Source organism: Acinetobacter sp. ANC_7655 (assembly GCF_056784015.1).
In genome coordinates this window covers 118,518-142,985 of the sequence record NZ_JBWYJB010000001.1, presented here as the reverse complement: position 1 = coordinate 142,985, position 24,468 = coordinate 118,518, and the positions used below count along the sequence as shown (strand labels likewise).

The window sequence follows — 24,468 nt, the reverse complement described above, 5'->3', positions numbered from 1 at the left end:
TTAAATAAAACAAAAACGAGGTAATCAGTATGGTGATTCATCAATTAAAAGTGGCTCAGGCGCTAGCTTCAGCTGTTGCAGAAGGTGGACGTGGGACTTCAGGTACACCGTTTCCTAAACAGCCAGAAAAAGCATTAAAGCTTTACGAATTTGAAGGATCACCATTCTGTCGTCGTGTAAGAGAGGTGTTGACTTTACTTAATCTTGACTACGAAGTGTATCCTTGTCCGAAAGGTGGAAGGGTCTATCGAGATCAAGTAAAAACACTTGGTGGTAAGATTCAATTTCCTTTTTTAATTGATGGAAATACTGGGGCTAAACTTTACGAGTCTCAGGATATTATTCACTATCTTTTTAAGCATTATGGTGAGACAGGTCAAACACCGAAGCAATTCTCACACTACCCCAAATTGCCTGTAGTTGCTCTAGCTGGAACACTGATTAATGGTGCTCGTGGGATTTTTATAAATAAAGCGATTAAGCAGAGACCACAACCCGAGCATTTAATTGAGCTGTGGGGGTTTGAAGCGAGTCCATACACCAGAATCGTGCGCGCTGAACTCACAGAACTTGAATTACCATTTAAGTTTCATAATGTTGCTAAAGAACGTTGGCAGGATCAAGGACCAGCGATTTTACGATTGAAGCCCGGGAAATATATTCCTTTGGCTGGCGGTAAACGCGAGCAGGTTGTAAAGGTAATGAATCGCAAGGGGAAGGATATACAAGTCCCGTATTTAGTTGATCCTAATACAGGCGTAAAATTGTTCGAATCGAAGAAGATTGTAGAATATTTAAGAAAAAATTACGGTTAATTTTAATTTGAGTGCTTTTTGGTCATGAATATAGGTGTATTCGTGACCAAATGCTAAGATAAAACATTATTTTGAGTTTTCAGCTTTTCTTACCGAACTATGTTTAAAAAAATTTCTGATTTGTTTCAAAAAAAACCATCGGCTGAGCAAGTTTATTTACAGACCCATCAAATTCGTTATGATCCTGAATTAGGATATATTATCGATGACTTTGTTTTGAATGAACTAAATGAAAGATTGTCATATTTTTCGAACCGAAAGGTTACTCGTTTTGATGATTTGGAAAATTTATTTTATCGGGGAATGTTGATCAAAGAGAAAATAGATCTCGAGTTGAATACAGGTCGTTTTACTACGAGATTAGGTAATAATCAACAGAATCTAGAACAGTTAAAAAAATTCGTGATATTGCTCAATGATTATTATCGTGAATTCAAACGTGAGCGCTAATGTTTGCGACTGAATGTTTGTGATATCTAAAAATAACTCATTCTCGATTTTGAACATGATAAAATAGTGCAATGTCCTACCAGACTTTTAAAGCGATCTTCATGTTCCAAAAAGAAATTTCTCAACTTAATCTATCACAAATAAAATCTGGCGAAAAAAGATGGTTAGGGGCGCTTAAAGGCTCTGCCATCGCTTTGCTTTTAAAAGAAATAAGTCAAAACTCTGATCGACTCTTTGTTCTGGTAGCTAGAAATAATCAACATTTAGCTCAACTTGAGAGTGAACTTGAATTTTATGGTGTGAAGCCCACGATCTTTCCAGATTGGGAGATCTTACCTTACGATCGGTTGTCTCCGCATCAAGATATTGTCTCAGAAAGATTATCAGTGCTCTCTAATATGCCAGCAAAAGGGATACTACTCATTTCAAGCACAACTTTGGCACAACGTGTTGCGCCGACGTCTTGGGTGTTAGGTGAGCATTTTGATATTAGCGTTGGGCAAAAATTTGATTTAGAAAAGCAGAAACAACGCCTGATTCAGGCTGGTTATCATTTGGTCGATACTGTATATGATCATGGAGAATTTGCTGTTCGGGGAAGCTTAGTTGATATTTTTGCTTCGGGGCAAGATGCTCCAATTCGAATAGATTTGTTTGATGATGAAATTGATTCTTTAAAATTTTTTGATCCAGAAACTCAAAGGACCACGACGAAACTTGAACATTTTAAGGTTTTACCAGCTAAAGAGTTTCCTTTAAAAGAAGGTAGAGCTCAATTTCGAGACCGTTATGCTGAAGAGTTTCCAACGGCGAACCCGAAAAAAAATCCAATTTATCAGGATGTAATGGAGGGTATATCTTCACCTGGATTGGACTATTACTTTCCGCTGTTCTTTTCAAAAAAAGAAATGCTAGAACAAAGTAGTATTACATCATACTTACCAAATCATTCCATTGTCATTACAGATCGCAATATTGAAAGTGAATTAACTCAATTTTGGAAAGATATTTATCAGCGTTATGAAGACCGACGTCATAATGTTGATCAACCTTTATTAGCTCCAGAACAAATCTTCTTTCAACAAAATCAAATTTTTGAACAACTCAATCAGTTTCCTCGTATTATCGCATCTGACGAAGTTTTTGAACCTAGAGCGGGTGTAATTAATACCTCTGCTGAACAGCCACCTCGTTTAGCGGTAGAGCCTAAACATCAACAGCCATTTCATGCTGTAAAATCATTTATTGATGCTGCGCAACACCCTGTCTTACTCGTCGCTGAAAGTGCGGGACGTCGTGAATCGTTAAAGGACTCCTTGCGAGCAAGTATGGGTGAAATTCCTGTTGTAGAGCATTATCAGGAGTTTATTAATCAACAATATTCAGTAGCAGTAACGCATGCACCACTTGAGCGTGGCTTGGAGATTAAAGGACAAATATCTGTCATTTCAGAAAATCAACTCTATGAGCATCGTGTTGTACAACGCCGTAGAAAACGCCAGCATGAAGTTTCTGAAGAGTTCTTAGTTAAAAGTTTAACTGAATTAAGTATAGGTGCTCCTGTAGTTCATATTGATCACGGTGTAGGTCGCTATGCGGGATTAGTGACTTTATGTATTGATGATCAAGACCACGAATTTTTGCAACTTAATTATGCTGATGATGCCAAAGTCTATGTTCCTGTCACCAATTTGCATCTGATTAGTCGATACAGTGGAGGTGATCCTGATTTAGCACCACTGCATAAACTTGGTACTGATGCTTGGAATAAAGCTAAGCGCAAAGCACTAGAACAGATACATGATGTTGCAGCCGAACTTCTTCATATTCAAGCAAGACGCCACTCAAAACCAGGTATTCAATTTGAATTAGATCACACTACTTATATGCAGTTTGTCAGTGGTTTTGCTTATGAAGAAACGCTTGATCAAGCGAATGCTATCGAAGCGACTTTATACGACATGCAACAAGCTAAACCAATGGATCGTTTAGTCTGTGGTGATGTTGGATTTGGTAAGACAGAAGTAGCGATGAGAGCTGCTTTTGTTGCTGTACAGAACAATAAGCAAGTTGCTGTTTTAGTTCCAACAACTTTACTTGCGCAACAGCATTATGAATCTTTCAAAGATCGATTTGCTGATTGGCCTATCCGTATTGAAGTGTTATCTCGATTTGGCTCAAATAAAACACACTTAAAAACGATCGAAGATTTGGCAGAGGGTAAAGTTGATATCGTCATTGGAACGCATAAAATTTTGCAGGAAAATGTCCAGTTTAAACAACTTGGATTGATGATTGTTGATGAAGAACATCGCTTTGGTGTGCGAGATAAAGAACGTATTAAAGCGATGCGTGCCGATGTAGATATGCTGACTCTAACCGCTACGCCAATCCCGCGTACCTTAAATATGGCGTTTTCAGGTATGCGTGACCTCTCAATTATTGCTACACCACCTGCACGCCGTCTCGCTGTTAAGACCTTTGTCAATGAGCAGACCGATGCCACGATGAAAGAGGCGATCTTGCGTGAACTATTACGTGGTGGTCAGGTTTATATTTTGCATAATGAAGTGGATACCATTGAACGAGCGGCTGAAAATATTCGGTTGTTAGTTCCTGAAGCTCGGGTTGCAGTTGCGCATGGTCAAATGCGTGAGCGTGAGTTAGAACAGGTCATGCAGCAGTTTTATCATAAAGAATATAATGTATTGGTGTGTTCGACCATTATTGAAACGGGAATTGATGTACCAAATGCCAATACAATTATCATCGAGCGAGCAGACAAGCTAGGTTTGGCACAACTTCATCAACTGCGTGGTCGTGTGGGGCGCTCTCATCATCAAGCCTATGCGTATCTGATGGTTCCGTCTATTAAAGGCTTAAAAGGTGATGCTGAAAAACGACTTGATGCCATTCAGCGTGCTTCTACTTTAGGCGCTGGTTTTGTATTGGCAACAGAGGATTTAGAAATACGTGGAGCAGGCGAGCTTTTAGGTGAGCAACAAAGTGGTTCAATGCATGCAATTGGATATAGTCTATATATGGAAATGCTTGAGAAAGCGACTAAAGCTATCCAAAATGGTAAGACTCCTAACTTTGATGCCCCTTTGTCACTCACGGCTGAAATTAGTTTACATATGCCTGCATTAATTCCAGATGAATATTTAGGTGATGTGCATCAGCGTTTATTGTTCTATAAGCGAATTAGTAATACGGATACACAAGAAAAACTCGATCATATCCGTATGGAGCTTATCGATCGTTTTGGTGTGCTACCTCAACAAGTGAAATATCTTTTTACTGTTCATCAGGTGCGTATAAAAGCAGAAAAATTAGGTATTACCAAGATTGACTTGAGTAAGCAGGGTGGCCAAATTGAATTTTCACCTGATACTCCTGTTCAAGCGATGAGTATTATCCAAATGATGCAAAAACATCCGACATTTTTTAGAATGGACGGTGGTCAACGTCTGAAAGTGATGGTTATGCTTGAGGAAAATGACAAAAGAATTCAGTTTATTAATGATCTTTTAGATGAATTGATGAGAGGGCTCAACTGATCTAAGTTGGGCTTGAATCTAGACTTGTTCATTGCTCAAAATGCACTGGCTGACAGTCAACTTTATAGGTAGATTTTTTAGCGATGAGTTGCAATGAATGAGTGAGATTCAAATCAATGAAATACATATTTTTTTGTATCGAAACACATGACTAATAATACTCAGTCTAAAACTGTTGTGTTAGTATTAGCTATCCATTTAATTTTTGCGTCATTTATAAATATATGTTTAGTTTGCATCCACAACTTGCTCAAGATACTTTTTTTGTTGGCGACTTTCCACTTTCAACTTGTCGTTTAATGAATGACATGCAATTTCCATGGTTGATTTTGGTGCCGCGTGTTCCTGGTGTAACTGAATTATATGAATTAAGCCAAGCAGACCAAGAACAATTTTTAAGAGAATCTAGCTGGTTATCTAGTCAATTATCTCGAGTTTTCCGTGCGGATAAAATGAACGTTGCAGCACTAGGAAATATGGTTCCTCAACTTCATTTTCATCATGTAGTTCGTTATCAGAATGATTCTGCATGGCCTAAGCCTGTTTGGAGTGCTTCACCTGCAGTTCCTTACAGTAATGATGTTTTAGCGCATATGCGTCAAACGCTCATGCTCGCGCTACGTGGTCAAGGTGACATGCCTTTCGATTGGCGTATGGAGTAAATACGTCAATTTCAGGGAAGAATAAAAATAATGTGAATTGAGGTAATAGCAATTGCCATTTGAACGAATGCTGGATAAAGAGCCACAGCAATTTGAAGTACTCCTCAGGATGATGGGGTATGTGATGATCGCGATTCTTGTTGTGATCTATTATTTCACTTCACAAAACCAAAATTATCAGATTTTATACCCTCTATTTATTTTCTTGCTGATTCTATTAGCGTCCCGAATTTCACACAGTATCCAATATCGTTATGGTAGTAAAACCAGACGTTTTGCGTTCTTTATTATTGATGTTGTTGTTGTAGCTACCGCCTTAGCAGCAGTGCATTTAAGTTTGTTGCCAACATTTGTTTTCCTGTTTGGATTAGTGTATACCGCCGTTAATAATAAAATTTCGATGATGGTGAGTTCGATTGCAATTTTAGTTGCGATCATTGTTTTTTATATTTGTACAATTTTTATTTTTGGTTTTGAAGATTATTTCCAGCAAACTTCAATCGAATTGTCCGTAGTCTCGTGTATATGTGCGATTCTTTTTGTGAATTTTGCTAATTATTATCAGAATCGACGTGTAAAAAAATTAGATGTTCAACGTCAAACTTATTTTAAAGAAATGAATCGATATATTGAGTTATCGAATCAGTTAAGCCGCTATGCACCAATTCAATTGTGGCAATCAATCATGCGTGGTGAAACTGAAGCGAAACTTGAATATAAACGAAAAAAAATTACGATTTTTTTCTCTGACATTCAGGGATTTACTGAGCTTTCAGAGACTCTTATTCCAGATGACTTAGCTTTTGTTTTGAATGACTATCTGAGCCATATGACTGAAATTGCCAAGCAATATGGTGGAACAATTGACAAGTTTATGGGAGACGCGATTCTCATTTTCTTTGGAGATCCAGATTCGCAAGGGGTTGAACAAGATGCCAAAAATTGCATCGATATGGCGATGGCAATGCGTCAACAAATGAAATTTTTGCGTGAACGCTGGGTGAAAATGGGATACTCAGCACTGCATATACGTATGGGCATTAGTACTGGTTATTGTCACGTTGGTAACTATGGCGCAGTTCATCGAATGGCATATACCATTGTTGGGCGGGATGCGAATTTAGCTGCAAGACTTCAAAATGCTGCAGAAATTGATGAAATTTTAATCTCGGATGAGACTTATAAGTTAGTTAAAAACTATTATCTTTGTGCGCCTCAGGAACCTGTAGAACTGAAAGGGATTCATGGTTCGATTAAGAGTTGGCAGGTAATGGAAAAATATAGCACCAAGCAAACCCATCAACATTGGTTTGATTATGAGTACAAAGGGTTTCAGCTGGTGCTGAATATGGAAGAAGTACAAAATTACGAATATGCTGAATTAATCGCAGTTTTAGAAAAAATGATTGAACGTATTAAACTTCAGCAGGATTTAACCAACTCTTCTGGTATTGTGAAATTAAAACTATCTGATGAAGTAAAATATCTAAATTAGGATTTTATATCTACACAAATAAAAAGGTCACTTAAGTGACCTTTTTTTATAGTTTTACAAATGATTAATGATTTTCAGAAGCATGGTTAATCGTGTACTTCGGAATTTCAACTTCTAAATCATCATTTTCAATTTTTACTTGGCAAGAAAGACGTGAATCTGGCTCTAGACCCCAAGCACGATCGAGTAAATCTGCTTCTACATCATTCATTTCTTCAAGACCATCAAAACCTTTACGAACAATGACATGGCAGGTCGTACAAGCTGCAGACATATCACAAGCATGTTCAATTTTGATACCATTTTTTAGTAGGCTTTCGCAAAGATTGGCATTTTGCTCAACTTCAAACTCAGCACCTTCAGGGCAAATTTGCGCATGTGGAAGAACTTTAATACGTGGCATAAATTTTTACCTATGTTTAGTTTGAGTTTGACCAATCGTCAAGCTTAGTGCCTTTGAGAGCATGATCAATATGTTGATTCATTCGTTTTGCAGCAAATGCATCACTATGAACTTTTAACGCAGCAACAGCAGCTTCAATTGCTTCAATATCAGAAGTTTCAAGTTGTTGAGCCAAATGAGTTTGTGCAGAAATTAAATCCTGAGCTTCCTGTTCAGTCAAGAGTTTAATATCAGCTTTAAGCGCTTGAGAAAGAGCTTCAAGTTCTCGTTGAGCTTCAACTTTAGTTTCATGTAAATGACGAAGGGCTTTATCTTCTGCTGCAAATTTAAAACCATCAACCAGTAGGCGCTCCATATCAGTATCAGATAAACCATACGATGGTTTAATATCAATCTGAGCTGAGACGTTAGATGTTGTTTCACGAGCAGATACCGATAAGAGACCGTCAGCATCGACTTGATAAGTCACTTCAATGCGTGCTTGACCAGCAGTCATCGGTGGAATGCCGCGTAAAACAAAACGTCCGAGACTACGGCAATGTTCTACTAAATCGCGCTCACCTTGGACAACATGGATTAACATCGCAGTTTGACCATCCTGATACGTGGTGAACTCTTGACGACGAGCGACAGGAATTGCAGTATTGCGTGAAATTAATCGCTCTACTAGTCCACCCATGGTTTCAATACCAAGTGATAATGGTGTTACATCAAGTAGTAGAGAACCATCTGTACTATTACCAATTAATTGGTTGGCAGTAATTGCAGCACCGATTGCAACGACTTCATCTGGATTAATGGTACACAGGGGTTCTTGACTAAATACTTCTGCTACAGCTTTTTGTACCGCATAAGAGCGAGTAGAGCCACCTACTAAAACGACATTTTTTATATCGTCTAATTTCAATTTAGCATCACGTAATACTCGTTTGCACACTGAAATCGTTTTATCTAGAGCAACTTTAATGATGCTTTCAAACGTTGAACGATCCAAAGTTAATTCGTTTTCTAAAAGCTGAAGATTAACTTGATCTTGGTCCGATAAAGCTTCTTTCGCTTTACGTGCTGCAACAAGGAAGTGTGCATACTCGTTATCATCTAAGGTCTCGATATTGAGTGATTTTTTAGCCCACTTGACGATAAGACGATCTAAATCATCGCCTCCAAGTGCAGTGTGTCCACCTGTAGCGAGTACCTCAAATACACCCTGTGAGAAACGTAGGATGGAGACGTCGAAAGTACCACCACCTAAGTCGTAAATCACATAATTTTGATCTGTACTTAAATTTGTTGCTTGATCTAAACCATACGCTACAGCTGCTGCTGTAGGTTCGTTTAATAATCTCAGTACGTTTAAACCAGCGAGCTGTGCAGCGTCTCGTGTTGCTTGACGTTGTGCCTCATCAAAATAGGCAGGTACTGTAATGACAGCACCATTTATGGGATTTTTTAAACTTGCTTCAGCACGATCTTTTAGATTTTTTAGAATTTCAGCAGAAATTTCGACAGGTGTTTTACGACCTTGCGCTGTTTCAAAAGCAGGCATCTGATTGTCTTCACCCACCAATTGATATGGGTGTTGAAATTTAATATCAGCTTTTGAGCGTCCCATAAAACGTTTTACAGAGACAATAGTATTCTGTGGGTCACGAGTTATAAACGGTTTTGCGTCATTGCCGAGCACAGTAGAGTTTTCAGCATAATGTACGATAGAAGGAAGTAACACTTGACCTTGTTCATCGTTTAGAACTTTAGGTTTGCCAGAAAGCACAGTTGCTACAAGAGAGTGGGTCGTACCTAAATCAATACCAATAGCAATGCGATGTTCATGTGGCGCACTTGATTGTCCAGGTTCAGCAATTTGCAAGAGTGCCATGTGTTAAATCCCTTGAAAATAAAACAAAAAAATAAAATTAGAATTCGTCATCTAAGTCAAAATCTTCATCATCGAGAATACGATCTTCAGCTTGATGTATATCATTCATCACTTTTTGGAAGAAACGTAATTTTCGAACAGTATCGCGAGACTCAGCCCAATCTTCAGCTTCATAGTCTATTTTGAATTCGCGAACTAAACCATCAATCCATTGTTGCACTTCAGTTTTTAAAGATGAAAGTTGTTCAGAACTTTGAGCTTCATCTAACTGTTCACGAATTTCTAATGCAGATTGTAAAAATTCGAAATCATTGATGGATTGATCTAAATGATAGTCTTGTTTTTTGAGTGTAAGTAAATATCCAGCACGGCTGTCAACTTGAGATAAAACTTTATAAGCTTGATTGATTTCGCTAGATTTGATCAAGGCTTGGTCTTTATTTTCAGCTTTATCTGGATGATATTGTTGCTGCAATTTTAGAAAGTTAGCTTTCAAAGTTGCTAAATCAATATCGAGTGCTACAGGGAGATTAAACAACTCAAAATGATTCATGGATTGGAAATTCCAAAATAGTGAAAAATAAAAGTGGGCGCTGAATAGAATTAAAACAGTGCAGGGCACTGTTTTAATCAGGTAAAAAGAGAATGATTATCTTAAACAGTGAAAGATTCACCACAACCACATTCACCTTTTTTGTTTGGGTTGTTGAATTCAAAACCTTCGTTTAGACCATTTTTAACATAGTCCATTTCCATACCTTCTAGATAAACAAGGCTCTTCGGATCAACGAAAACTTTAACCCCAAACTGTTCAAAGACTTGATCATGTTCGTCAACTTCATCAACGAATTCGAGAACATAAGCCAATCCAGAACAACCTGAAGTTTTCACACCAACGCGAATACCTTCACCCTTACCGCGATTCAATAAATAATTGCTGATATGAGTTGCAGCATTTTCAGTTAAATTGATCATGAAAACTCCATTCAATCATCAAGCGCTAAATTAAGCTTTCGCTTTTTTGCTACGGTAGTCTTCTACAGCAGCTTTAATTGCATCTTCTGCAAGTACAGAGCAGTGTACTTTTACAGGAGGAAGCGCAAGTTCATTTGCAATATCAATATTCTTGATTTGCTGTGCTTGGTCTAAAGTTTTACCTTTTAGCCATTCAGTTACAAGTGAACTTGAAGCAATTGCAGAACCACATCCGTAAGTTTTGAAGCGAGCTTCTTCAATTACACCATTCTCATCCACTTGGATTTGAAGACGCATAACGTCACCACAAGCTGGTGCACCGACCATACCTGTACCTACGTTTTCTGCGTTTTTATCTAAAACACCAACATTACGAGGATTTTCGTAATGATCAATCACTTTTTCGCTATAAGCCATGATGCGTCTCCAAACCTCAGGGTCAGCTGATAATATTTAATATGGGTGCATCTTATTAAATTTCAATATTTAAGCTTAATAAGATGCATGTGTTTGGTTTAAATTAGTGTTCTGTCCATTCAACTTTCGACAGATCAATCCCTTCTTTGTACATATCCCAAAGTGGAGAAAGGTCACGTAATTTTTCTACAGCAGCTTTTGTCAATTCTAGTACGTGATCAATGTCTTCTTCAGTCGTATATTTACCAAAACTGAAGCGAATTGAACTGTGTGCTAACTCATCAGATAAGCCTAATGCACGAAGAACATAAGAAGGTTCTAATGTTGCAGAAGTACAAGCTGAACCAGATGAAACAGCAGCATCTTTAAGTGACATCATTAAAGATTCACCCTCAACGAAGTTAAAACTTACGTTTAAGTAGTTTGCTACGTTTTGAGTCGGATGACCATTTAAGAAAACTTGTTCAAGATCTTGTAGACCATTCCAAAGTTTGTCACGTAGAGTGCGTAAGCGAGTTTGTTCAGCAACTAGGTTTTTACCTGCAAGTTCAAATGCTTCACCCATACCAACGATTTGGTGAGTTGCAAGCGTACCAGAACGCATACCGCGCTCATGACCACCACCATGCATTTGAGCTTTAAGACGCACACGTGGACTACGACGTACGTAAAGTGCACCGATACCTTTAGGGCCATAAATTTTGTGAGCAGAGAAACTCATTAAATCAATTTTCATGGTTGATAAATCGATTTCAACTTTACCAGCAGCTTGAGCGGCATCTACGTGGAAATATGTCTTATTCGCACGAGTTAATTCACCAATAGCGGCAACATCAGTCACAGTACCAATTTCATTATTGACCATCATTAATGAAACAAGAATTGTATCTGGACGTAAAGCAGCTTGAACCATTTCAGGAGTAATTAGACCTGTTTGAGCTTCTGGTTCAAGATAGGTAATTTCAAAGCCTTCTTGTTCTAATTCACGGCAAGTATCTAAAATTGCTTTATGTTCAATTTTACTCGTAATGATGTGTTTGCCTTTTGAAGCGTAGAACTGTGCAACACCTTTCAGTGCAAGGTTGTCAGATTCTGTAGCGCCAGATGTCCAAACGATTTCACGTGGATCTGCTTTTACAAGATTTGCAACTTGCTCACGAGCGTATTCAACTTTTTCTTCAGCTTGCCAACCATATGCGTGCGAACGTGATGCAGGGTTACCAAAAGTCCCATCGAATGTAAGGCATTCCATCATGCGCTCAGCAACTTGTGGGTCGACTGGAGTCGTTGCAGCATAATCAAGATAAATTGGACGTTTCATGTCAAATACCTGTAACCGATAAAAGGGCTGAATCTAATGGAGCTGTATTCTGGCGGATCGCAACAGTTTGAACGTTATCGCGAGCAACTAAATCAGCAAGAGAGATTTTAGCTAAGTAATCGGCAATGTGGAGGGAGAGTTCTTGCCATAAATCGTGAGTTAGACACATTGCGCCATTTTGGCAGTTACCTTTGTGGTCACAACGTGTTGCATCAACAGTTTCGTTTACAGCTTCAATAATTTCTAAGACCGTAATATCAGAAGCATTACGCGCTAAATGGTATCCACCATTAGCACCACGTACACTCGAAACCAAGCCATGACGCTTTAATTTAGCAAATAGTTGTTCTAAATAAGCCACAGAAATAGTTTGGCGAGTAGCAATTTCTGCCAAAGTAATGGTTTGTTCAGTCGGCTGCAAAGCTAGATCAAGTAATGCAGTCACTGCGTAGCGACCGCGAGTGGTTAAGCGCATGATTCGATACACGTGTAAAAGGCTAGATGATGAAATTTTATGAATTCCGACTAATTTAGTCAAGTATTTTTTCTAAAAACCCAACTAAATTAATCGGAATTAAATATGGCGAGGATTTAAACAGATAAAACTTTATTATTTTAATAAATAATCAATAAATTATACACGATTAAAGCCACGAATAGAACCGAAACTATCCCGAACGCAATATTGATACGTTTTTGGTTGGTTTGCATGCGACGAATACGATTTTTATATTGTTTTACCTCTACTTGAAGTGTATTGATTTTAGATCTTTGTAAGTCAATTTTTTCAAGTAATGGTGCAATGCGTTTTCTCGAAGCCTTTGTATCTTGGTCTTCAGAAGCTGTTGTTAACCAGTTTTTCCAATCTGAAAGTAATTTCGGTGTTGAGAGATGTAATGCTAAATCTCTGAATTCGTCTTTAAGGGTTTGATCACCTTCAATACGCATTTTTTTCAAACTTCTGCGGTTTGCAAACCCGAAAATTTGAATGATATCGACTAAAGTACTACTTACCTTGAGGTCAGGTTCTTTTTCTGGCGCTTGAAGGTCAAATAAGATGCCTTTATCCGTAAATTGGATATAGAAGTCAAAATAGGGGATATAGCTATTCATTTTAATTGTAATTTGTTGTTCTACAAATTTTTTTGCTTGAAGGCGAACAACATGGTCATGTTTTAAGACGAAAGAATAGAATGTCTCTAAAACTAACATAACAATGTTAAGCAACAAACGGGTATGACCTTGTTGTTGTTGCGATTCACTCATAAAAAAATCCTATTCAAATTTAATAAATCTAAAAAGTTCTATTAACACAAACTTAAATTAAGTCTAAGATTACATCATTTATCATTGCTTTGTAGAACAGTTTTGAACAAGGTTCAATAGCGATATTTGATATTATCAATGTATTTTATGCACGAATAGTCAGTTTAGAGGCTAAAATATACAGGAGTGTAACGGTGGATCAAGATGTAAATAACAATAAAGAACAGGAATTAATGGACAACTCACAACCTGCAAACTCACGTAAAACAAAGCATCAACGCAAGTCCACACTTGATTTTCGTAAATATACTAAACAAATTTGGCTTGCTGGTTTAGGTGCTTTTTCTCGCGCAGAGGAAGAAGGTAATAAAATGTTTGACTCTTTAGTCAAAGTTGGTGAAGAGCTTGAATCAAAAACGGTTGAATTTACAGATCAAACAGTAAACAAAGTTGCGGAAAAAACTAAAGAGTCTGTTACGGATAAAAAAGATAAGGTCGAAAAACTTTTAGATCATGGGGTGAGTACTTCGCTTAATCGTATTGGGCTCGTCTCAACTAAAGATGTACAACATCTTGAGAATATGATTTTAGATATTCACCAGAAATTAGATGTGCTCATTGCTGAAAATCAAGCTTTACGAGCTAAACTCGAAAAAAAATGATGGATTTAGAGATAAAACTGTAATTTTGGTATTTTTTGTCGCTTATTTTGATCAAAACAGGTCGAGCAGTATTGCGTTTCCCCCCAAAGCATTGCTATAAAGTCGTCATGGCCTTTTAAAATACAAGCCTTGGATTTTAAACAAACGATATAAGAGGACGTAATCTTCATGAATAAATCAGAATTGATTGATGCAATTGCAGAGAAAGGGGGATTGTCTAAGACTGATGCTGGTAAGGCATTGGACGCGACTATTGCTTCTATTGGCGAAGCGCTGAAAAAAGGTGACTCTGTTACTTTAGTAGGATTTGGTACTTTCAGCGTTAAAGATCGTGCTGCACGCACTGGTCGTAACCCGAAAACTGGCGAAGAATTACAAATTAAAGCAAGCAAAGTTCCTAGCTTTAAAGCTGGTAAAGGTTTAAAAGATTCTGTAGCTTAATTCTTATTAAGTCCAAAACGCGCCGACTTGGCGCGTTTTTTATTAAAAAGAAAATTTATGGCTTCATCTGATATATTCGGTTTGGATTATCAGTTAGAATCGCTTTGAAATAAAATATTGGAATACCTATGGAATCGTTTCGTAAACTCATTAAAGGGTGGCTCGGCAAAGTCCTTCTAGTATTATTTTTGACACCATTGGCATTGGTCGGTATTGAAGGCTATTTCGGTGGTGGAAACAAAGATGGGATTGCTAAAACCGTTAATGATTTAGAAATTTCTAATAAAGAGCTAGAAGTTCAAACGAAGAATTATAAAGATCAATTCTTACAAATGGTTCAAGGTGATGAATCACTTCTGAATCAATCGTATATTGAACAAATGGCTCTAGATAGTTTAATTGATCGTGCTTTATTGGTTCAGCAGGCTGAAAAGTTAGGCATCAGTTTAAGTGATGCTCAGATTGAACAAATGATTGCTCAACAGCCAAGTCTGCAGGTTGATGGTAAATTTTCACAACAAGCTTATGAAAACTATCTTCGATCAATTAATATGACGAGCCAGGGTCTAATCCAAAATTTAAGACAAGATCATGCGCTTCAAATGTTAGTTTCAAGCATTCGTGATAATTCTTTGGTAAGCCAAAGTGATATTCAGCAAATCGCAAATCTACAAGGTGAGCAACGTACGTTATTTATGTCATCTGTAAAATTGGATGATTACAAAACGTCTGTAAAAATAACTGATGCTGAAGTCGCTGCTTATTATGAAAAACATAAAGTGCTGTTTAAGCAACCTGCCTCAGTTGATCTTGATTATGTATTGGTAACGCCTGCTATGGTAGCAAATGCCACAACAACTGTTACAGATGCAGAATTAAAACAAGCTTATGATCAATATGTAACTCAACAAAATAAAAATGCCAAAGTTGAAGTCCAACATATTTTGATTACAACAGATAATCGTACTGCGCTTGAGGCTGAAAAAATAGCCAATGATGTCTATGCAAAAATTCAATCAGGATTATCTTTTGCAGAGGCTGCTCAACAGTATTCTGAAGATTCTAGTTCCAAAGATAATGCGGGTCGAGTTGATGGTTATGAAGCCGGTGTATTCGGTGATGCTTTTGATAATGCAGTTCAAGCTTCAAAAGGTACGATTTCTAAGCCAGTAAAAACCGATTTTGGTGTACATATTATTCAAACTAAAGCTGCTCAAGTGAATGTTGCTAGTTTTGAGTCTGAAAAAGCACGTCTTGAAGCTGATTTATTAAAATCTAAAAATGCCAATGCTTATTCTGATCTAGTAAATGGTTTGAATGAGCTCGTTGTAAGTAGCGATGCTTTAGATGTAGTCCCTCAGGAATTAAAATCGGCTAAATTGGTTACTGCGAATAATGTAACTCTTGCCACTCAAAATACAGTCCTAGCGGATCCTGCTGTAAAAGCTAAGATCTTTAGTCAAGATGTAAAAAATGGTGATCGTAATGCGACCAGCAATATACAATTGGCGAATGGTGATACAGTTTGGTTGAAAGTTCGTGAATACCGTGAAGCTGGTGTTCAACCTTTATCAGTAGCCAAAGCGAAGGTTAAAGAAAAGCTGTTGAATCAAAAGGCATATGAAGCTGCTCAAGCAAAAGTTGCTGCAATGTTAAAGGATTTTAAAACACTACCTTCACAGCAGGTTTTAACTAAGCATCAGCAATCTTTCGTAAATGCTGGTGTTTTTACTCGTTCTCAAGGTCTTAAACGAGAAATTGAACGTGCTGCATTTAGTGTGCCTGCACCTAAAGCAGGAATGTGGTCTGTGACTACAGCTCAATTACCAAATGAAATGGTAATTATCGGTGTGGCTGAGGTAAATAAACCATCTATGGATTCGATTTCGGCTGAAGAAAAACAGCAGCTTGCACAGCTTTATCAAAACTATCGTGGTACACAATTACTTAAAGATTACACTGAGTATTTAAAGTCAGTTGCAAAAATCAAGTAACTCACCAGTAATTCTATCTTCATAAAAAAAGCACTTCGGTGCTTTTTTTATTTTGCTATGATTTATTCAATTCGATTAATTCAAATAAGTATTACGATATTGGCTTGGACTGCATAGATAATGTTTTTTGAAGGCTTGACTAAATGCAGTCTCTGATGAATAACCAACTTTGTGCGCAATTTGTTGAATTGAAAGCTGGCTCAAGCGTAAAAGTTGACTGGCTAATCTTAAACGGTGTTTCTGTAAGTATGCTAATGGTGTTTCATTCACCATATTTTGAAATAAATGAGCGAATTTTGAACGTGACATAAAGCAAGTTTCTGCCAATGATTCTACAGTCCAGTTTCGTTCTGGTTGGCTGTGAATCGCTGAAAATGCAGGGCTCAGTTGTGGGTGAGTAAGTGCATTTAACCAGTTATTCTGATCTGTAAGCGTGGAAATGTAATCTCTCACGCATTCGATTAACATAATACTCACCACGTGATCCATAATCTTATGGCGACCCGGTCGGTTCATCTTGGTTTCATCAGCCACGAAATAAAGCCCGATCCTTAACCACTCCGGCTCTCTAGCATTCAGTGCATTGTTTAAATGGATATAAGTGGGTAAGGCTTGAATCAATGGTCCACCCATAATACTGTCCATGTTAGATCGTATACTGAAGATGAGAGATTTCTCAGATTTATCATCTTCGTCACCGAGGATAATTTCATCATCTCTTAAACCTTTAAATAAATGATCTATTTGAGTAATGTTGACTAATCTTTGTTCTTGATGGCTATAGGCTTGATGTGACATTCCAGAAGGAATAATTGCCATATCTCCAGCTTTTAAGTGTAGCTGTTCGCCATTTTGAAATTTAAAAAAGGCTTCACCGTATAATAAAATATAGGTAATCATGGCTGTTTGAGGACTTAACTCAAAAGCCCATTTACCTTGTGCTTGAAGGTAGAGATATTCCGTATTTTTGAGGTGAATATCTTCAAAAACTTGACTGAGGGCATCCATGTTTTTTGTATATTCCCTATACGCTTACAATTGCTGAATCTTAACATGTGTAAATATTTCTATAATGTATTTTAACTTCAAAATCATCGTGGAAATACGACTCAATAGCTTTTTTGGACGATTACGACTGTATTTGAAGTTTGAAATGACCAAAGATAAAAATAAGAAATAGAAAAGGAAAATTGCAAGTGAATGCAAAGGTAAAAGTTGAAGAGTTATTGAGTCAGAACCCGATAGCGCAAGGCTTACAACTGGATAAGAAGCGTTACTTATGGTTGCTTAGTCCAGCACTACCTGTATTAGGGATGGGCTTTTTGGCTGGATATCAATACGGACCTAAAGCAACTAAAAAATTGTTTGCATTAGGTGGACCTTTATTATTACACGTAATTATTCCCACCATTGATGCTTTGGTCGGTACTGATGAGAATAATCCGAGTGATGAGCAGATCAAAAAATTAGTCAGTGATCCTTACTATGATCGTATAGTAAAAATGTTTGTTCCTTTACAATATGCAGCCAATTTTTTTGCTGGGTACGTGGTCTCTCGTAAAGAAACCCCATTGTTGGATCAGTTGTTGATTGGTTGTACTATGGGGTTGATCAACGGTATTGGTGTGAATACTGCCCATGAACTATGCCATCGACCGAAGCGTGCAGATCATTATTGGTCACACGTGACACTAGCACCACTTGGATACAATCATTTCCGTATTGAGCACCCATATGGGCATCATAAGCGCGCAGCTACTCCAGAAGATCCAGCGACTTCTAAGATGGGTGAGACCTTTTACGAGTTTCTTCCAAGAACCATTAGCGGTGGCTTGAAGTCAGCAATACAGATTGAAAAACATCGATTAAATCGTAAGGGTGAGTCGTTCTTTTCACTGAAAAATGAGTTATTTCACGGCGCAGCCATTAGTGCAACTTTTCACGCAACGATGCTAAAACTGTATGGTAAGAAAATTTTACCATTCTTAGCCATACAGTCACTTTACGGTGTGACTTTATTTGAAATGGTCAACTATCTTGAGCACTACGGCTTATTGCGAGAAAAGAAAGAAGATGGAAGTTATTCGCGTACTATGCCTGAACATAGTTGGAATAATAATAACATCACAACCAATCTATTCTTATACCAGTTGCAGCGCCATTCGGATCATCATGCTTATCCGACACGACCATTCCAAGCATTGAGAAACTTTGAAGAAGCGCCAGTGTTGCCAAGTGGATATGCGACGATGTTGATCCCAGTTTTAATACCTAAGTTATGGTTTAAAATTATGGATAAGCGCGTATTTGACCATTATGGTGGCGATTTAAATAAAGCCAATATTCATCCAAAACGACGAGCAAAAATTTTTAAAAAATTTGGTGTTATTGATAAATTATTGGGCTAACACTCAAAAATAAAAAAAACCGACCATGGGTCGGTTTTTTTATAATACTCTTAACATGCGTATTTCGCATGCATCACTATGTCCAGTATTTCCTAATGGGTGTTGTAGATGTTGAAAACCTAATTTTTCATATAATTTTACAGCCTGCCAGAGAGATGCTGTGGTTTCGAGATAAATTTGCGTGTAACCCTGATCTCGTGCAAATTGGATACATTTTTCTAGAATTTGTTTTGCAAAACCCAAACCTCGTATTGAGGGCATAAAATACATTTTTTGTATCTCTAGGGTGTTTTCGTGGCACAGCAAAGGTGCAATGCCCCCACCACCAAAGACCTCGTGTTGGTCATTGCTAATAACCCAATATATGGAGTGAGGTTTTGTATAAACGTCATAGAGTTGATCTAGAATTGGATCTGCTACTGCGAAGCCTGATTCAGCAGCGAGAGCAAACTCCACTGAGACTTCACGAATGATTTTTGCAATATGGGGATTATCTTGGGGTTGAATAGTTCGAATAAAGTACATAATCGATGAAACTTAGTAAATCTTCACAGAGTATATCTAAGTTTCATCGGAGTTGAGTTTAATTCAACGTGATTTATTTCAATTCGCTTGATGATTTTCCAAGTTCACGGCGCGCAACAATAAGCTGTTGAATTTGTTGTGTGCCCTCGAAGATATCTAGGATTTTGGAGTCACGCGCCCATTTTTCCAACAACTCATCTTCGGTATAGCCTACACTTGCAGCAAGTTCGACACACTTCAATGTAATTTCATTACAAATTCGTCCAGCTTTCGCTTTTGCAATTGAAGCTTCACGCGAGTTAGGCTTTTTATTGTCAGCCATCCATGCAGCTTTTAGGGTTAATAAACGAGCAGCTTCCCATTCTGCTTCCATACGATAAATCTGAGCTGCAATATTTGAGGATTGAAGGTAGGGGGTGGCATATTCAGCATCTAGTTGGTCTTTAAAAATTTCCTTGATACGCTCTAAAGACGCTTTAGAGCACCCAACTGCCATTGCGGCCACAAGAGGGCGTGTATTATCAAAAGTTTCCATGACGCCAGCGAAACCTTTTGCAACATCGATTTCAGCATTGCCTAATAAATTTGCAGCAGGGACACGACAATCGATAAAGCGAATGACAGCAGTATCTGAAGCTTTAATTCCGAGTTTATGTTCAAGACGTTCAACGGTCATGCCAGGCGTGCCTTTAGGAACAACAAATGATTTGATTGCTGCACGCCCAAGTTTTTTATCGAGTGTTGCCCAAACCACGACTGAATCAGCTCGTTCACCAGAAGTGACGAAAATTTTCTCGCCATTTAAAATATAATCATCACCATCTTTAGTCGCTGTGGTGCGTATTGCTGCAGAATCAGATCCACAGCCTGGCTCGGTAATTGCCATCGCAGCCCAAGTTCCTTTGAAGCGTTCAAGTTGCTCTTCATTGGCTACAGCAGCAATTGCAGAGTTACCTAATCCTTGGCGAGGCATGGTAAGTAATAAACCAGTATCGCCATAACACATCTCAATTACACCCAAAGCAGTAGACATGTTCACGCCATTTTTGTTGCCTTGAGTCGTATCTCCACGTTTATTGACGGCAGCGCCAGCATTCATGCCATCGCCACCTTCATTCATACCATCCAATAGGGATGCTAACATGTCGAGTTCTTTGGGATAAGCATGTTCAGCTTTATCATATTTGCGTGAAATAGGGCGAAGCACGTTTAACGCTGTCTGATGAGCTTGATCAACAAGCATTTTAAATTTTTTCGGATTTTCTAAATTCATCATCTTTGTCCTTAAATTTTTATTATTTGATTAAGCATGTAAACCAGAATGCATAATGGCAGTAGCACGCAAATCCCGATACCAACGTTCAACTGGATGTTCTTTGGTAAAGCCATGTCCACCTAAGAGTTGTACGCCATCAGTGCCAATTTTCATTGATTTTTCTGCACACAAAATTCGTGCTAAGTATGCTTCACGATGGAAACTTAAACCTGATTCTGCGCGGCTTGCAGCATTCAAAACCAACATTTTCATAGCATCAATTTCAATAGCCATATCCGCGATCATAAATGCAACACTTTGACGGTGGGATATTGGTTCACCAAATGCGGTGCGTTCATTGGCATACTGAATGCAATATTGTTTAACCGCTTGGCATGTACCCACTGCCATTGCACACCACATTAAATTACCCAGATCAATGAACGCTGAATAATCAAAATCTTGCTCATTTAGTTTAAATGCTGGTGTGTTGTTAAATTTTAGGCTCACAGATTGGGTTGCTTTCAGCCCCATTGCTGGATTTGCTTTATATGAAATCGTTTCATTTCGCTCAACAATGAAAACCTGAGCTGTTCCATCTAAATCTGCGGAAACCAATAAAAGATCTGCCTGCTCACCTAGGATAACGATAGTTTTTTCACCATTAATGACAAAATGATCGCCTTGGCGTGTCGCTTTTGTTTTTAATTGGAAAGGGTTGAAAGCAGGTGTATTTTCTTGAACAGCAAAAGTTGCAAATAGATCATCTTGTTCGCTAAATGCCGACAAATACTTATTTTGAATCTCTGCTGAAGCCCACTGTGTAATTGCATTAATGACTGAGAACGTGGAGAGTAATGTAGCTGTTAATGAGAAGTCACCTTGTGCAAGTTGCTCTGCGATCAGCACATTTGTAACCACATTCTTTTCTGAAGCAACGCCGCCGTATTGTTCAGGCAATGCATAATAATTGACACCTAAATCTTTAAATTGAGCCCATAAGTTTTCTGGAAAAGTAGCTTGGTGGTCGGCTGTATGTGCTAGGGGGTAGAGAACTTCATGAGCAAATTGTTGCATCGCATCAACAGTCATCTGTTGTTCTTCAGAAAGGCTGAGATCAAATAACCCTTTTTGCTGATTGGATAGACGTTGAGTCGGAGTATTGGATTTTTGTTTAAAAATTTTCTGTGTAGAGCCCAAGGTTTTAAATCCAGCCTTAGAACCTTGATAAAGCGAGCGTTCGATAATTTTTCTTAGTTTTAACTGATCGATTAAATCACTGCCTGCGAGCTTAGTGATCAAGGCTAAGCCTAAACCTTGCGCTTTGTTTGCGATATCATTCATTGTTGTAAATTCCCTGATGGTTTTTTTATACAACAAGATCGTGACATGTGTTTAGTGAAATGACTATGTCGAAAATGACTAGCTTAAAAGACTTTTTTGACCAAACAGATAAATGGTAATTGAATAGGTATTCTAATGAAATTTAAGATATATTCTTTTTAGTAATTAAATTTTTTATTTAATAAATTGACCATAGTGACACGATAGATCACTATGGTCTTTGTTCCTTAAACATATGATTGGATCATTTTGCGCACATTTGTTTTTGCTTCGATCACAGTCATGAATGTATATGCACCTATGAACTTACGACTGATGAACATAAATTCTTTCGGTGGAACTGAAAAATAGCGCGATGCCATCGACTTGGATGCTCGTTGCATCACACGGCTATGCAGTTGGCTTTGTTTCCAATCATAGCGCTGCTGTTCATCCATAATGCCTGTTGGTAGGTCTGGATTATTGCTATAAGTACTAAAAGCTTCAGTAGCTAGAAGGAACACTTTTGCCATGTCAGGTTTAATGCTTAATGGCATTGCATCGAAAAACTCATAACCTGTCATAGCATTGACCATGGCTTGAGCATCATGATGATAGCCCGCGGTAATTAAATTACGAGCTACCTTGAGGAGTTGATCATCAAATTGACGGATCGCACCGAAGTCTAAAAGAATGATTTTATCTTCAATTTGCGCGCCGTCACCTAAGCGTACTAGGTAGTTACCAAAGTTAGGATCAGTCTGCATCTCGCCCCATTCAAACACTTCACGAACGGCAATTTCAAGCGATGCTTCACCTAATTTGTTGCGACGCTCCTGAGGGAGTGAAAGCATGACTGGGCTATTAATCGGAACACCACGCTCAAAAGTCATACAAAGCACTTGATCTGTACAATATTGATCAATAATTTGTGGAACAACATAACGCGGATCATCTTTTAAACGCGCTCTAAAACGACGTGTTGTTTCAGCTTCAATTTTGTAATTTACTTCACGGTGCATCATTTCGCGAACCTCATCAAACCATTGATCAAATTCACGAGTTTGAGGAACCATGCGTGTAAGTTTGAGCATGTTCTTAAACAAGCTCATATCTGAGTCAATTGCGCTTGCTACACCTGGATATTGAACTTTGAGCACCAATTCAAGACCATCAGACTTACGTGTTGCACGGTGAACCTGTGCTAATGATGCGGTGCCTAAAGGCTCATGATCAATGGTGAGATCATCGAGTTTAGAGCCAAGTTGGTTGCGCAGTTGCTCATGGATCGCAGGCCACGCGAGGGCAACGGTCTGATTATTTAAAGTGTTTAAAGCTTGCGTGATCTCTTCAGGTAGAAAATGCTCACCATATAACGCCATCATTTGACCAATTTTGACGATAGAGCCTTTTAATTTACCGATTTCAGCAACAAGATAGTCAGCTTGTTCTTTCATCGCTTGTTTACGTTTTTTTTCTTTTTCTTCTTCGCTTGAAAAAATAGAACTCGCACTTGAAGCAGCCCAGCGTGTGCCAGCCAGTAGAGAAGCTTTCGCAATCGAAAGACGGCGATCCATTGAAGAAGTTTTTAATTGTTTAAGCTTTTCATTCTGATCTGACATGAAGTTTAGGTCCTTTAAGCGAATCGCGCAGAGAAATCATTGTATTGAATATTACATGTTATGAACGTATTAAAATAGTTCAAGTATTTCAATATCAGGTGTATAAATGGTCAATTTATTCAAACTTAAATAGCCTAAGCTTTTTAAAGTCGATATTTAACTGGGAGTTGAGCTCGAGTAGACAGAGACACGCGATACTCAGAGATGAATAACTTCATTAAGTTGACAACAGTTTCATGAATAAATCCAAGGGCATATGCTTTGATAATAATGACGCTAGGTAAGCTGAAGAAAAAATATTTAACATCATCCAAACTTGGATTTTCAAAAATTTGATGATCCATCAAAAATTGCTTAAGAAATTGTTTTTCTGTTGTGACACGAGGGGAAGAATCATCACTCCAGTAATTTTGACGCATTGCCATTAAATTATTGTGTTTATAACTCATACTTTAACTTTTGAAATTCACTTTAACTTTTATTAGTTTGAGTCTAAATTTTCTTTTTCAAGTCTGGTGAGCTTTTCGAGAGTCAAAAAAAAGCGGGCAAAGCCCGCTTTTTTTAACAGTTAATTAAACTGCTACGATGTCAACAGCGTTAGGACCTTTAGGACCTTGAGTTACGCTGAATTCAACTTGTTGGCCTTCAGCCAAAGTTTTAAAGCCTGAACCTTTGATTTCGCTAAAGTGAGCAAAAACGTCAGGACCGTTTTCTTGTTGGATGAAACCGAAACCTTTAGTTTCGTTGAACCATTTAACTGTACCTTTAACAGTATTAGACATAATAGGAATCCTAATAAAACTTTAATGTTATGAGTTTGAACTCAATGATGTAACTTGGAAAAAAAATGAAACTTAAAATCTGAAACCAAACGTAGGATTATGACTAACACTGCGAAATAAAAGATTTAATGAAACAACATAAATTTTCTAGTTGGCTTCGAGTATACACGATTATTTTCAATATCGTTAGTTTTAATCAACTTTCTCGCTATTTTA

Annotated in this window: 24 protein-coding genes; 9 read left to right on the top strand and 15 right to left on the bottom strand. The window is 37.9% G+C overall.

From position 1 onward, the window contains the following. Positions 1–29: 29 nt before the first annotated feature. From AC1M9N_RS00790 to AC1M9N_RS00770, 5 genes are all read left to right on the top strand, one after another. Positions 30–815 (top strand): glutathione S-transferase N-terminal domain-containing protein, encoded by a 786-nt coding sequence (locus AC1M9N_RS00790; RefSeq protein WP_481954080.1) that lies wholly within the window; start codon positions 30–32, stop codon positions 813–815. 99 nt (positions 816–914) lie between these two features. Beyond that, the gene (locus AC1M9N_RS00785; RefSeq protein ID WP_481954079.1) at positions 915–1,265 is read left to right on the top strand and encodes a hypothetical protein; all 351 of its coding nucleotides are present in this window, start codon (positions 915–917) and stop codon (positions 1,263–1,265) included. A 101-nt stretch (positions 1,266–1,366) separates the two neighbouring features. Beyond that, positions 1,367–4,825: a transcription-repair coupling factor gene (gene mfd, locus AC1M9N_RS00780; RefSeq protein WP_481954300.1), complete on the top strand. Its 3,459-nt coding sequence runs from the start codon at positions 1,367–1,369 to the stop codon at positions 4,823–4,825. Positions 4,826–5,049: 224 nt separating this feature from the next. Next, positions 5,050–5,487: an HIT domain-containing protein gene (locus AC1M9N_RS00775; protein WP_481954078.1), complete on the top strand. Its 438-nt coding sequence runs from the start codon at positions 5,050–5,052 to the stop codon at positions 5,485–5,487. Positions 5,488–5,539: 52 nt separating this feature from the next. Next, on the top strand, positions 5,540–6,982 hold the full coding sequence (locus AC1M9N_RS00770) for an adenylate/guanylate cyclase domain-containing protein (RefSeq protein WP_481954077.1): 1,443 nt from the start codon (positions 5,540–5,542) through the stop codon (positions 6,980–6,982). A 64-nt stretch (positions 6,983–7,046) separates the two neighbouring features. Here the strand turns inward: AC1M9N_RS00770 and fdx are convergent, their stop codons facing one another. The 8 genes from fdx to AC1M9N_RS00730 all read right to left on the bottom strand — a co-directional run bounded on the left by fdx (position 7,047) and on the right by AC1M9N_RS00730 (position 13,240). Further along, entirely contained in the window at positions 7,047–7,385 is a 339-nt protein-coding gene (fdx, locus tag AC1M9N_RS00765) for an ISC system 2Fe-2S type ferredoxin (protein WP_035263630.1), read from the bottom strand. A 16-nt stretch (positions 7,386–7,401) separates the two neighbouring features. Beyond that, a complete protein-coding gene (gene hscA, locus AC1M9N_RS00760) occupies positions 7,402–9,261 on the bottom strand; it encodes a Fe-S protein assembly chaperone HscA (protein ID WP_481587493.1) in 1,860 nt (619 codons plus the stop codon). A gap of 37 nt (positions 9,262–9,298) precedes the next feature. Then, the gene (hscB, locus tag AC1M9N_RS00755) at positions 9,299–9,814 is read right to left on the bottom strand and encodes a Fe-S protein assembly co-chaperone HscB (RefSeq protein WP_092766335.1); all 516 of its coding nucleotides are present in this window, start codon (positions 9,812–9,814) and stop codon (positions 9,299–9,301) included. 101 nt (positions 9,815–9,915) lie between these two features. Next, a complete protein-coding gene (gene iscA, locus AC1M9N_RS00750) occupies positions 9,916–10,236 on the bottom strand; it encodes an iron-sulfur cluster assembly protein IscA (RefSeq protein ID WP_035263624.1) in 321 nt (106 codons plus the stop codon). A 30-nt stretch (positions 10,237–10,266) separates the two neighbouring features. Continuing rightward, positions 10,267–10,653 (bottom strand): Fe-S cluster assembly scaffold IscU, encoded by a 387-nt coding sequence (iscU, locus tag AC1M9N_RS00745; protein WP_035263622.1) that lies wholly within the window; start codon positions 10,651–10,653, stop codon positions 10,267–10,269. A 103-nt stretch (positions 10,654–10,756) separates the two neighbouring features. Further along, positions 10,757–11,974, bottom strand: coding sequence for an IscS subfamily cysteine desulfurase (locus AC1M9N_RS00740; protein ID WP_481954076.1), 1,218 nt, complete (start codon positions 11,972–11,974; stop codon positions 10,757–10,759). Between the two features lies 1 nt (position 11,975). Next, positions 11,976–12,449, bottom strand: a complete 474-nt coding sequence (locus tag AC1M9N_RS00735) for an Rrf2 family transcriptional regulator (RefSeq protein WP_035263618.1) — start codon at positions 12,447–12,449, stop codon at positions 11,976–11,978. A gap of 140 nt (positions 12,450–12,589) precedes the next feature. Continuing rightward, positions 12,590–13,240, bottom strand: coding sequence for a hypothetical protein (locus AC1M9N_RS00730; protein ID WP_180027820.1), 651 nt, complete (start codon positions 13,238–13,240; stop codon positions 12,590–12,592). A gap of 233 nt (positions 13,241–13,473) precedes the next feature. Between AC1M9N_RS00730 and AC1M9N_RS00725 the strand changes: the two genes are divergently transcribed. The 3 genes from AC1M9N_RS00725 (at position 13,474) to AC1M9N_RS00715 (ending at position 16,337) form a co-directional block, all read left to right on the top strand. After that, the gene (locus tag AC1M9N_RS00725) at positions 13,474–13,902 is read left to right on the top strand and encodes a phasin family protein (RefSeq protein WP_092766445.1); all 429 of its coding nucleotides are present in this window, start codon (positions 13,474–13,476) and stop codon (positions 13,900–13,902) included. Between the two features lie 168 nt (positions 13,903–14,070). Continuing rightward, positions 14,071–14,343 carry an HU family DNA-binding protein gene (locus tag AC1M9N_RS00720; RefSeq protein WP_035263613.1) on the top strand — a complete coding sequence of 91 codons (273 nt, stop codon included), beginning with the start codon at positions 14,071–14,073 and terminating at the stop codon, positions 14,341–14,343. 128 nt (positions 14,344–14,471) lie between these two features. Beyond that, positions 14,472–16,337: a SurA N-terminal domain-containing protein gene (locus tag AC1M9N_RS00715; RefSeq protein ID WP_481954075.1), complete on the top strand. Its 1,866-nt coding sequence runs from the start codon at positions 14,472–14,474 to the stop codon at positions 16,335–16,337. A 75-nt stretch (positions 16,338–16,412) separates the two neighbouring features. On the opposite strand, the gene AC1M9N_RS00710 is transcribed toward AC1M9N_RS00715, so the two are convergent. After that, positions 16,413–17,345, bottom strand: a complete 933-nt coding sequence (locus AC1M9N_RS00710; protein ID WP_481954074.1) for an AraC family transcriptional regulator — start codon at positions 17,343–17,345, stop codon at positions 16,413–16,415. Positions 17,346–17,533: 188 nt separating this feature from the next. Here AC1M9N_RS00710 and AC1M9N_RS00705 point away from each other — a divergent pair, with 188 nt between their 5' ends. After that, a complete protein-coding gene (locus AC1M9N_RS00705) occupies positions 17,534–18,745 on the top strand; it encodes an alkane 1-monooxygenase (RefSeq protein WP_035263607.1) in 1,212 nt (403 codons plus the stop codon). A gap of 39 nt (positions 18,746–18,784) precedes the next feature. Here the strand turns inward: AC1M9N_RS00705 and AC1M9N_RS00700 are convergent, their stop codons facing one another. The 6 genes from AC1M9N_RS00700 to AC1M9N_RS00675 form a co-directional block, all read right to left on the bottom strand. Then, positions 18,785–19,270, bottom strand: a complete 486-nt coding sequence (locus AC1M9N_RS00700) for a GNAT family N-acetyltransferase (protein ID WP_481954073.1) — start codon at positions 19,268–19,270, stop codon at positions 18,785–18,787. Between the two features lie 73 nt (positions 19,271–19,343). Beyond that, the gene (locus AC1M9N_RS00695; RefSeq protein ID WP_035263603.1) at positions 19,344–20,543 is read right to left on the bottom strand and encodes an acyl-CoA dehydrogenase family protein; all 1,200 of its coding nucleotides are present in this window, start codon (positions 20,541–20,543) and stop codon (positions 19,344–19,346) included. A gap of 30 nt (positions 20,544–20,573) precedes the next feature. Continuing rightward, on the bottom strand, positions 20,574–21,869 hold the full coding sequence (locus tag AC1M9N_RS00690) for an acyl-CoA dehydrogenase family protein (protein WP_481954072.1): 1,296 nt from the start codon (positions 21,867–21,869) through the stop codon (positions 20,574–20,576). 227 nt (positions 21,870–22,096) lie between these two features. Next, positions 22,097–23,470, bottom strand: coding sequence for an ABC1 kinase family protein (locus AC1M9N_RS00685; RefSeq protein WP_092766329.1), 1,374 nt, complete (start codon positions 23,468–23,470; stop codon positions 22,097–22,099). Between the two features lie 143 nt (positions 23,471–23,613). Further along, positions 23,614–23,919 (bottom strand): hypothetical protein, encoded by a 306-nt coding sequence (locus tag AC1M9N_RS00680; protein ID WP_481594617.1) that lies wholly within the window; start codon positions 23,917–23,919, stop codon positions 23,614–23,616. A 123-nt stretch (positions 23,920–24,042) separates the two neighbouring features. Continuing rightward, a complete protein-coding gene (locus AC1M9N_RS00675; protein WP_035263597.1) occupies positions 24,043–24,252 on the bottom strand; it encodes a cold-shock protein in 210 nt (69 codons plus the stop codon). Positions 24,253–24,468: the final 216 nt, after the last annotated feature.

What these genes read in the sequence shown, in the direction of transcription:
- AC1M9N_RS00715 (WP_481954075.1), top strand. Translation starts at nt 14,472, where the DNA reads ATGGAATCGTTTCGTAAACTCATTAAAGGGTGGCTCGGCAAAGTCCTT.
- AC1M9N_RS00675 (WP_035263597.1), bottom strand. Translation starts at nt 24,252, where the DNA reads ATGTCTAATACTGTTAAAGGTACAGTTAAATGGTTCAACGAAACTAAA.
- mfd (WP_481954300.1), top strand. Translation starts at nt 1,367, where the DNA reads ATGTTCCAAAAAGAAATTTCTCAACTTAATCTATCACAAATAAAATCT.
- AC1M9N_RS00775 (WP_481954078.1), top strand. Translation starts at nt 5,050, where the DNA reads ATGTTTAGTTTGCATCCACAACTTGCTCAAGATACTTTTTTTGTTGGC.
- AC1M9N_RS00720 (WP_035263613.1), top strand. Translation starts at nt 14,071, where the DNA reads ATGAATAAATCAGAATTGATTGATGCAATTGCAGAGAAAGGGGGATTG.
- AC1M9N_RS00725 (WP_092766445.1), top strand. Translation starts at nt 13,474, where the DNA reads ATGGACAACTCACAACCTGCAAACTCACGTAAAACAAAGCATCAACGC.
- AC1M9N_RS00690 (WP_481954072.1), bottom strand. Translation starts at nt 21,869, where the DNA reads ATGAATGATATCGCAAACAAAGCGCAAGGTTTAGGCTTAGCCTTGATC.
- AC1M9N_RS00730 (WP_180027820.1), bottom strand. Translation starts at nt 13,240, where the DNA reads ATGAGTGAATCGCAACAACAACAAGGTCATACCCGTTTGTTGCTTAAC.
- AC1M9N_RS00710 (WP_481954074.1), bottom strand. Translation starts at nt 17,345, where the DNA reads ATGGATGCCCTCAGTCAAGTTTTTGAAGATATTCACCTCAAAAATACG.
- fdx (WP_035263630.1), bottom strand. Translation starts at nt 7,385, where the DNA reads ATGCCACGTATTAAAGTTCTTCCACATGCGCAAATTTGCCCTGAAGGT.
- AC1M9N_RS00785 (WP_481954079.1), top strand. Translation starts at nt 915, where the DNA reads ATGTTTAAAAAAATTTCTGATTTGTTTCAAAAAAAACCATCGGCTGAG.
- iscA (WP_035263624.1), bottom strand. Translation starts at nt 10,236, where the DNA reads ATGATCAATTTAACTGAAAATGCTGCAACTCATATCAGCAATTATTTA.
- hscB (WP_092766335.1), bottom strand. Translation starts at nt 9,814, where the DNA reads ATGAATCATTTTGAGTTGTTTAATCTCCCTGTAGCACTCGATATTGAT.
- hscA (WP_481587493.1), bottom strand. Translation starts at nt 9,261, where the DNA reads ATGGCACTCTTGCAAATTGCTGAACCTGGACAATCAAGTGCGCCACAT.
- AC1M9N_RS00680 (WP_481594617.1), bottom strand. Translation starts at nt 23,919, where the DNA reads ATGAGTTATAAACACAATAATTTAATGGCAATGCGTCAAAATTACTGG.
- AC1M9N_RS00700 (WP_481954073.1), bottom strand. Translation starts at nt 19,270, where the DNA reads ATGTACTTTATTCGAACTATTCAACCCCAAGATAATCCCCATATTGCA.
- AC1M9N_RS00790 (WP_481954080.1), top strand. Translation starts at nt 30, where the DNA reads ATGGTGATTCATCAATTAAAAGTGGCTCAGGCGCTAGCTTCAGCTGTT.
- AC1M9N_RS00740 (WP_481954076.1), bottom strand. Translation starts at nt 11,974, where the DNA reads ATGAAACGTCCAATTTATCTTGATTATGCTGCAACGACTCCAGTCGAC.
- AC1M9N_RS00695 (WP_035263603.1), bottom strand. Translation starts at nt 20,543, where the DNA reads ATGAATTTAGAAAATCCGAAAAAATTTAAAATGCTTGTTGATCAAGCT.
- AC1M9N_RS00685 (WP_092766329.1), bottom strand. Translation starts at nt 23,470, where the DNA reads ATGTCAGATCAGAATGAAAAGCTTAAACAATTAAAAACTTCTTCAATG.
- iscU (WP_035263622.1), bottom strand. Translation starts at nt 10,653, where the DNA reads ATGGCTTATAGCGAAAAAGTGATTGATCATTACGAAAATCCTCGTAAT.
- AC1M9N_RS00735 (WP_035263618.1), bottom strand. Translation starts at nt 12,449, where the DNA reads ATGCGCTTAACCACTCGCGGTCGCTACGCAGTGACTGCATTACTTGAT.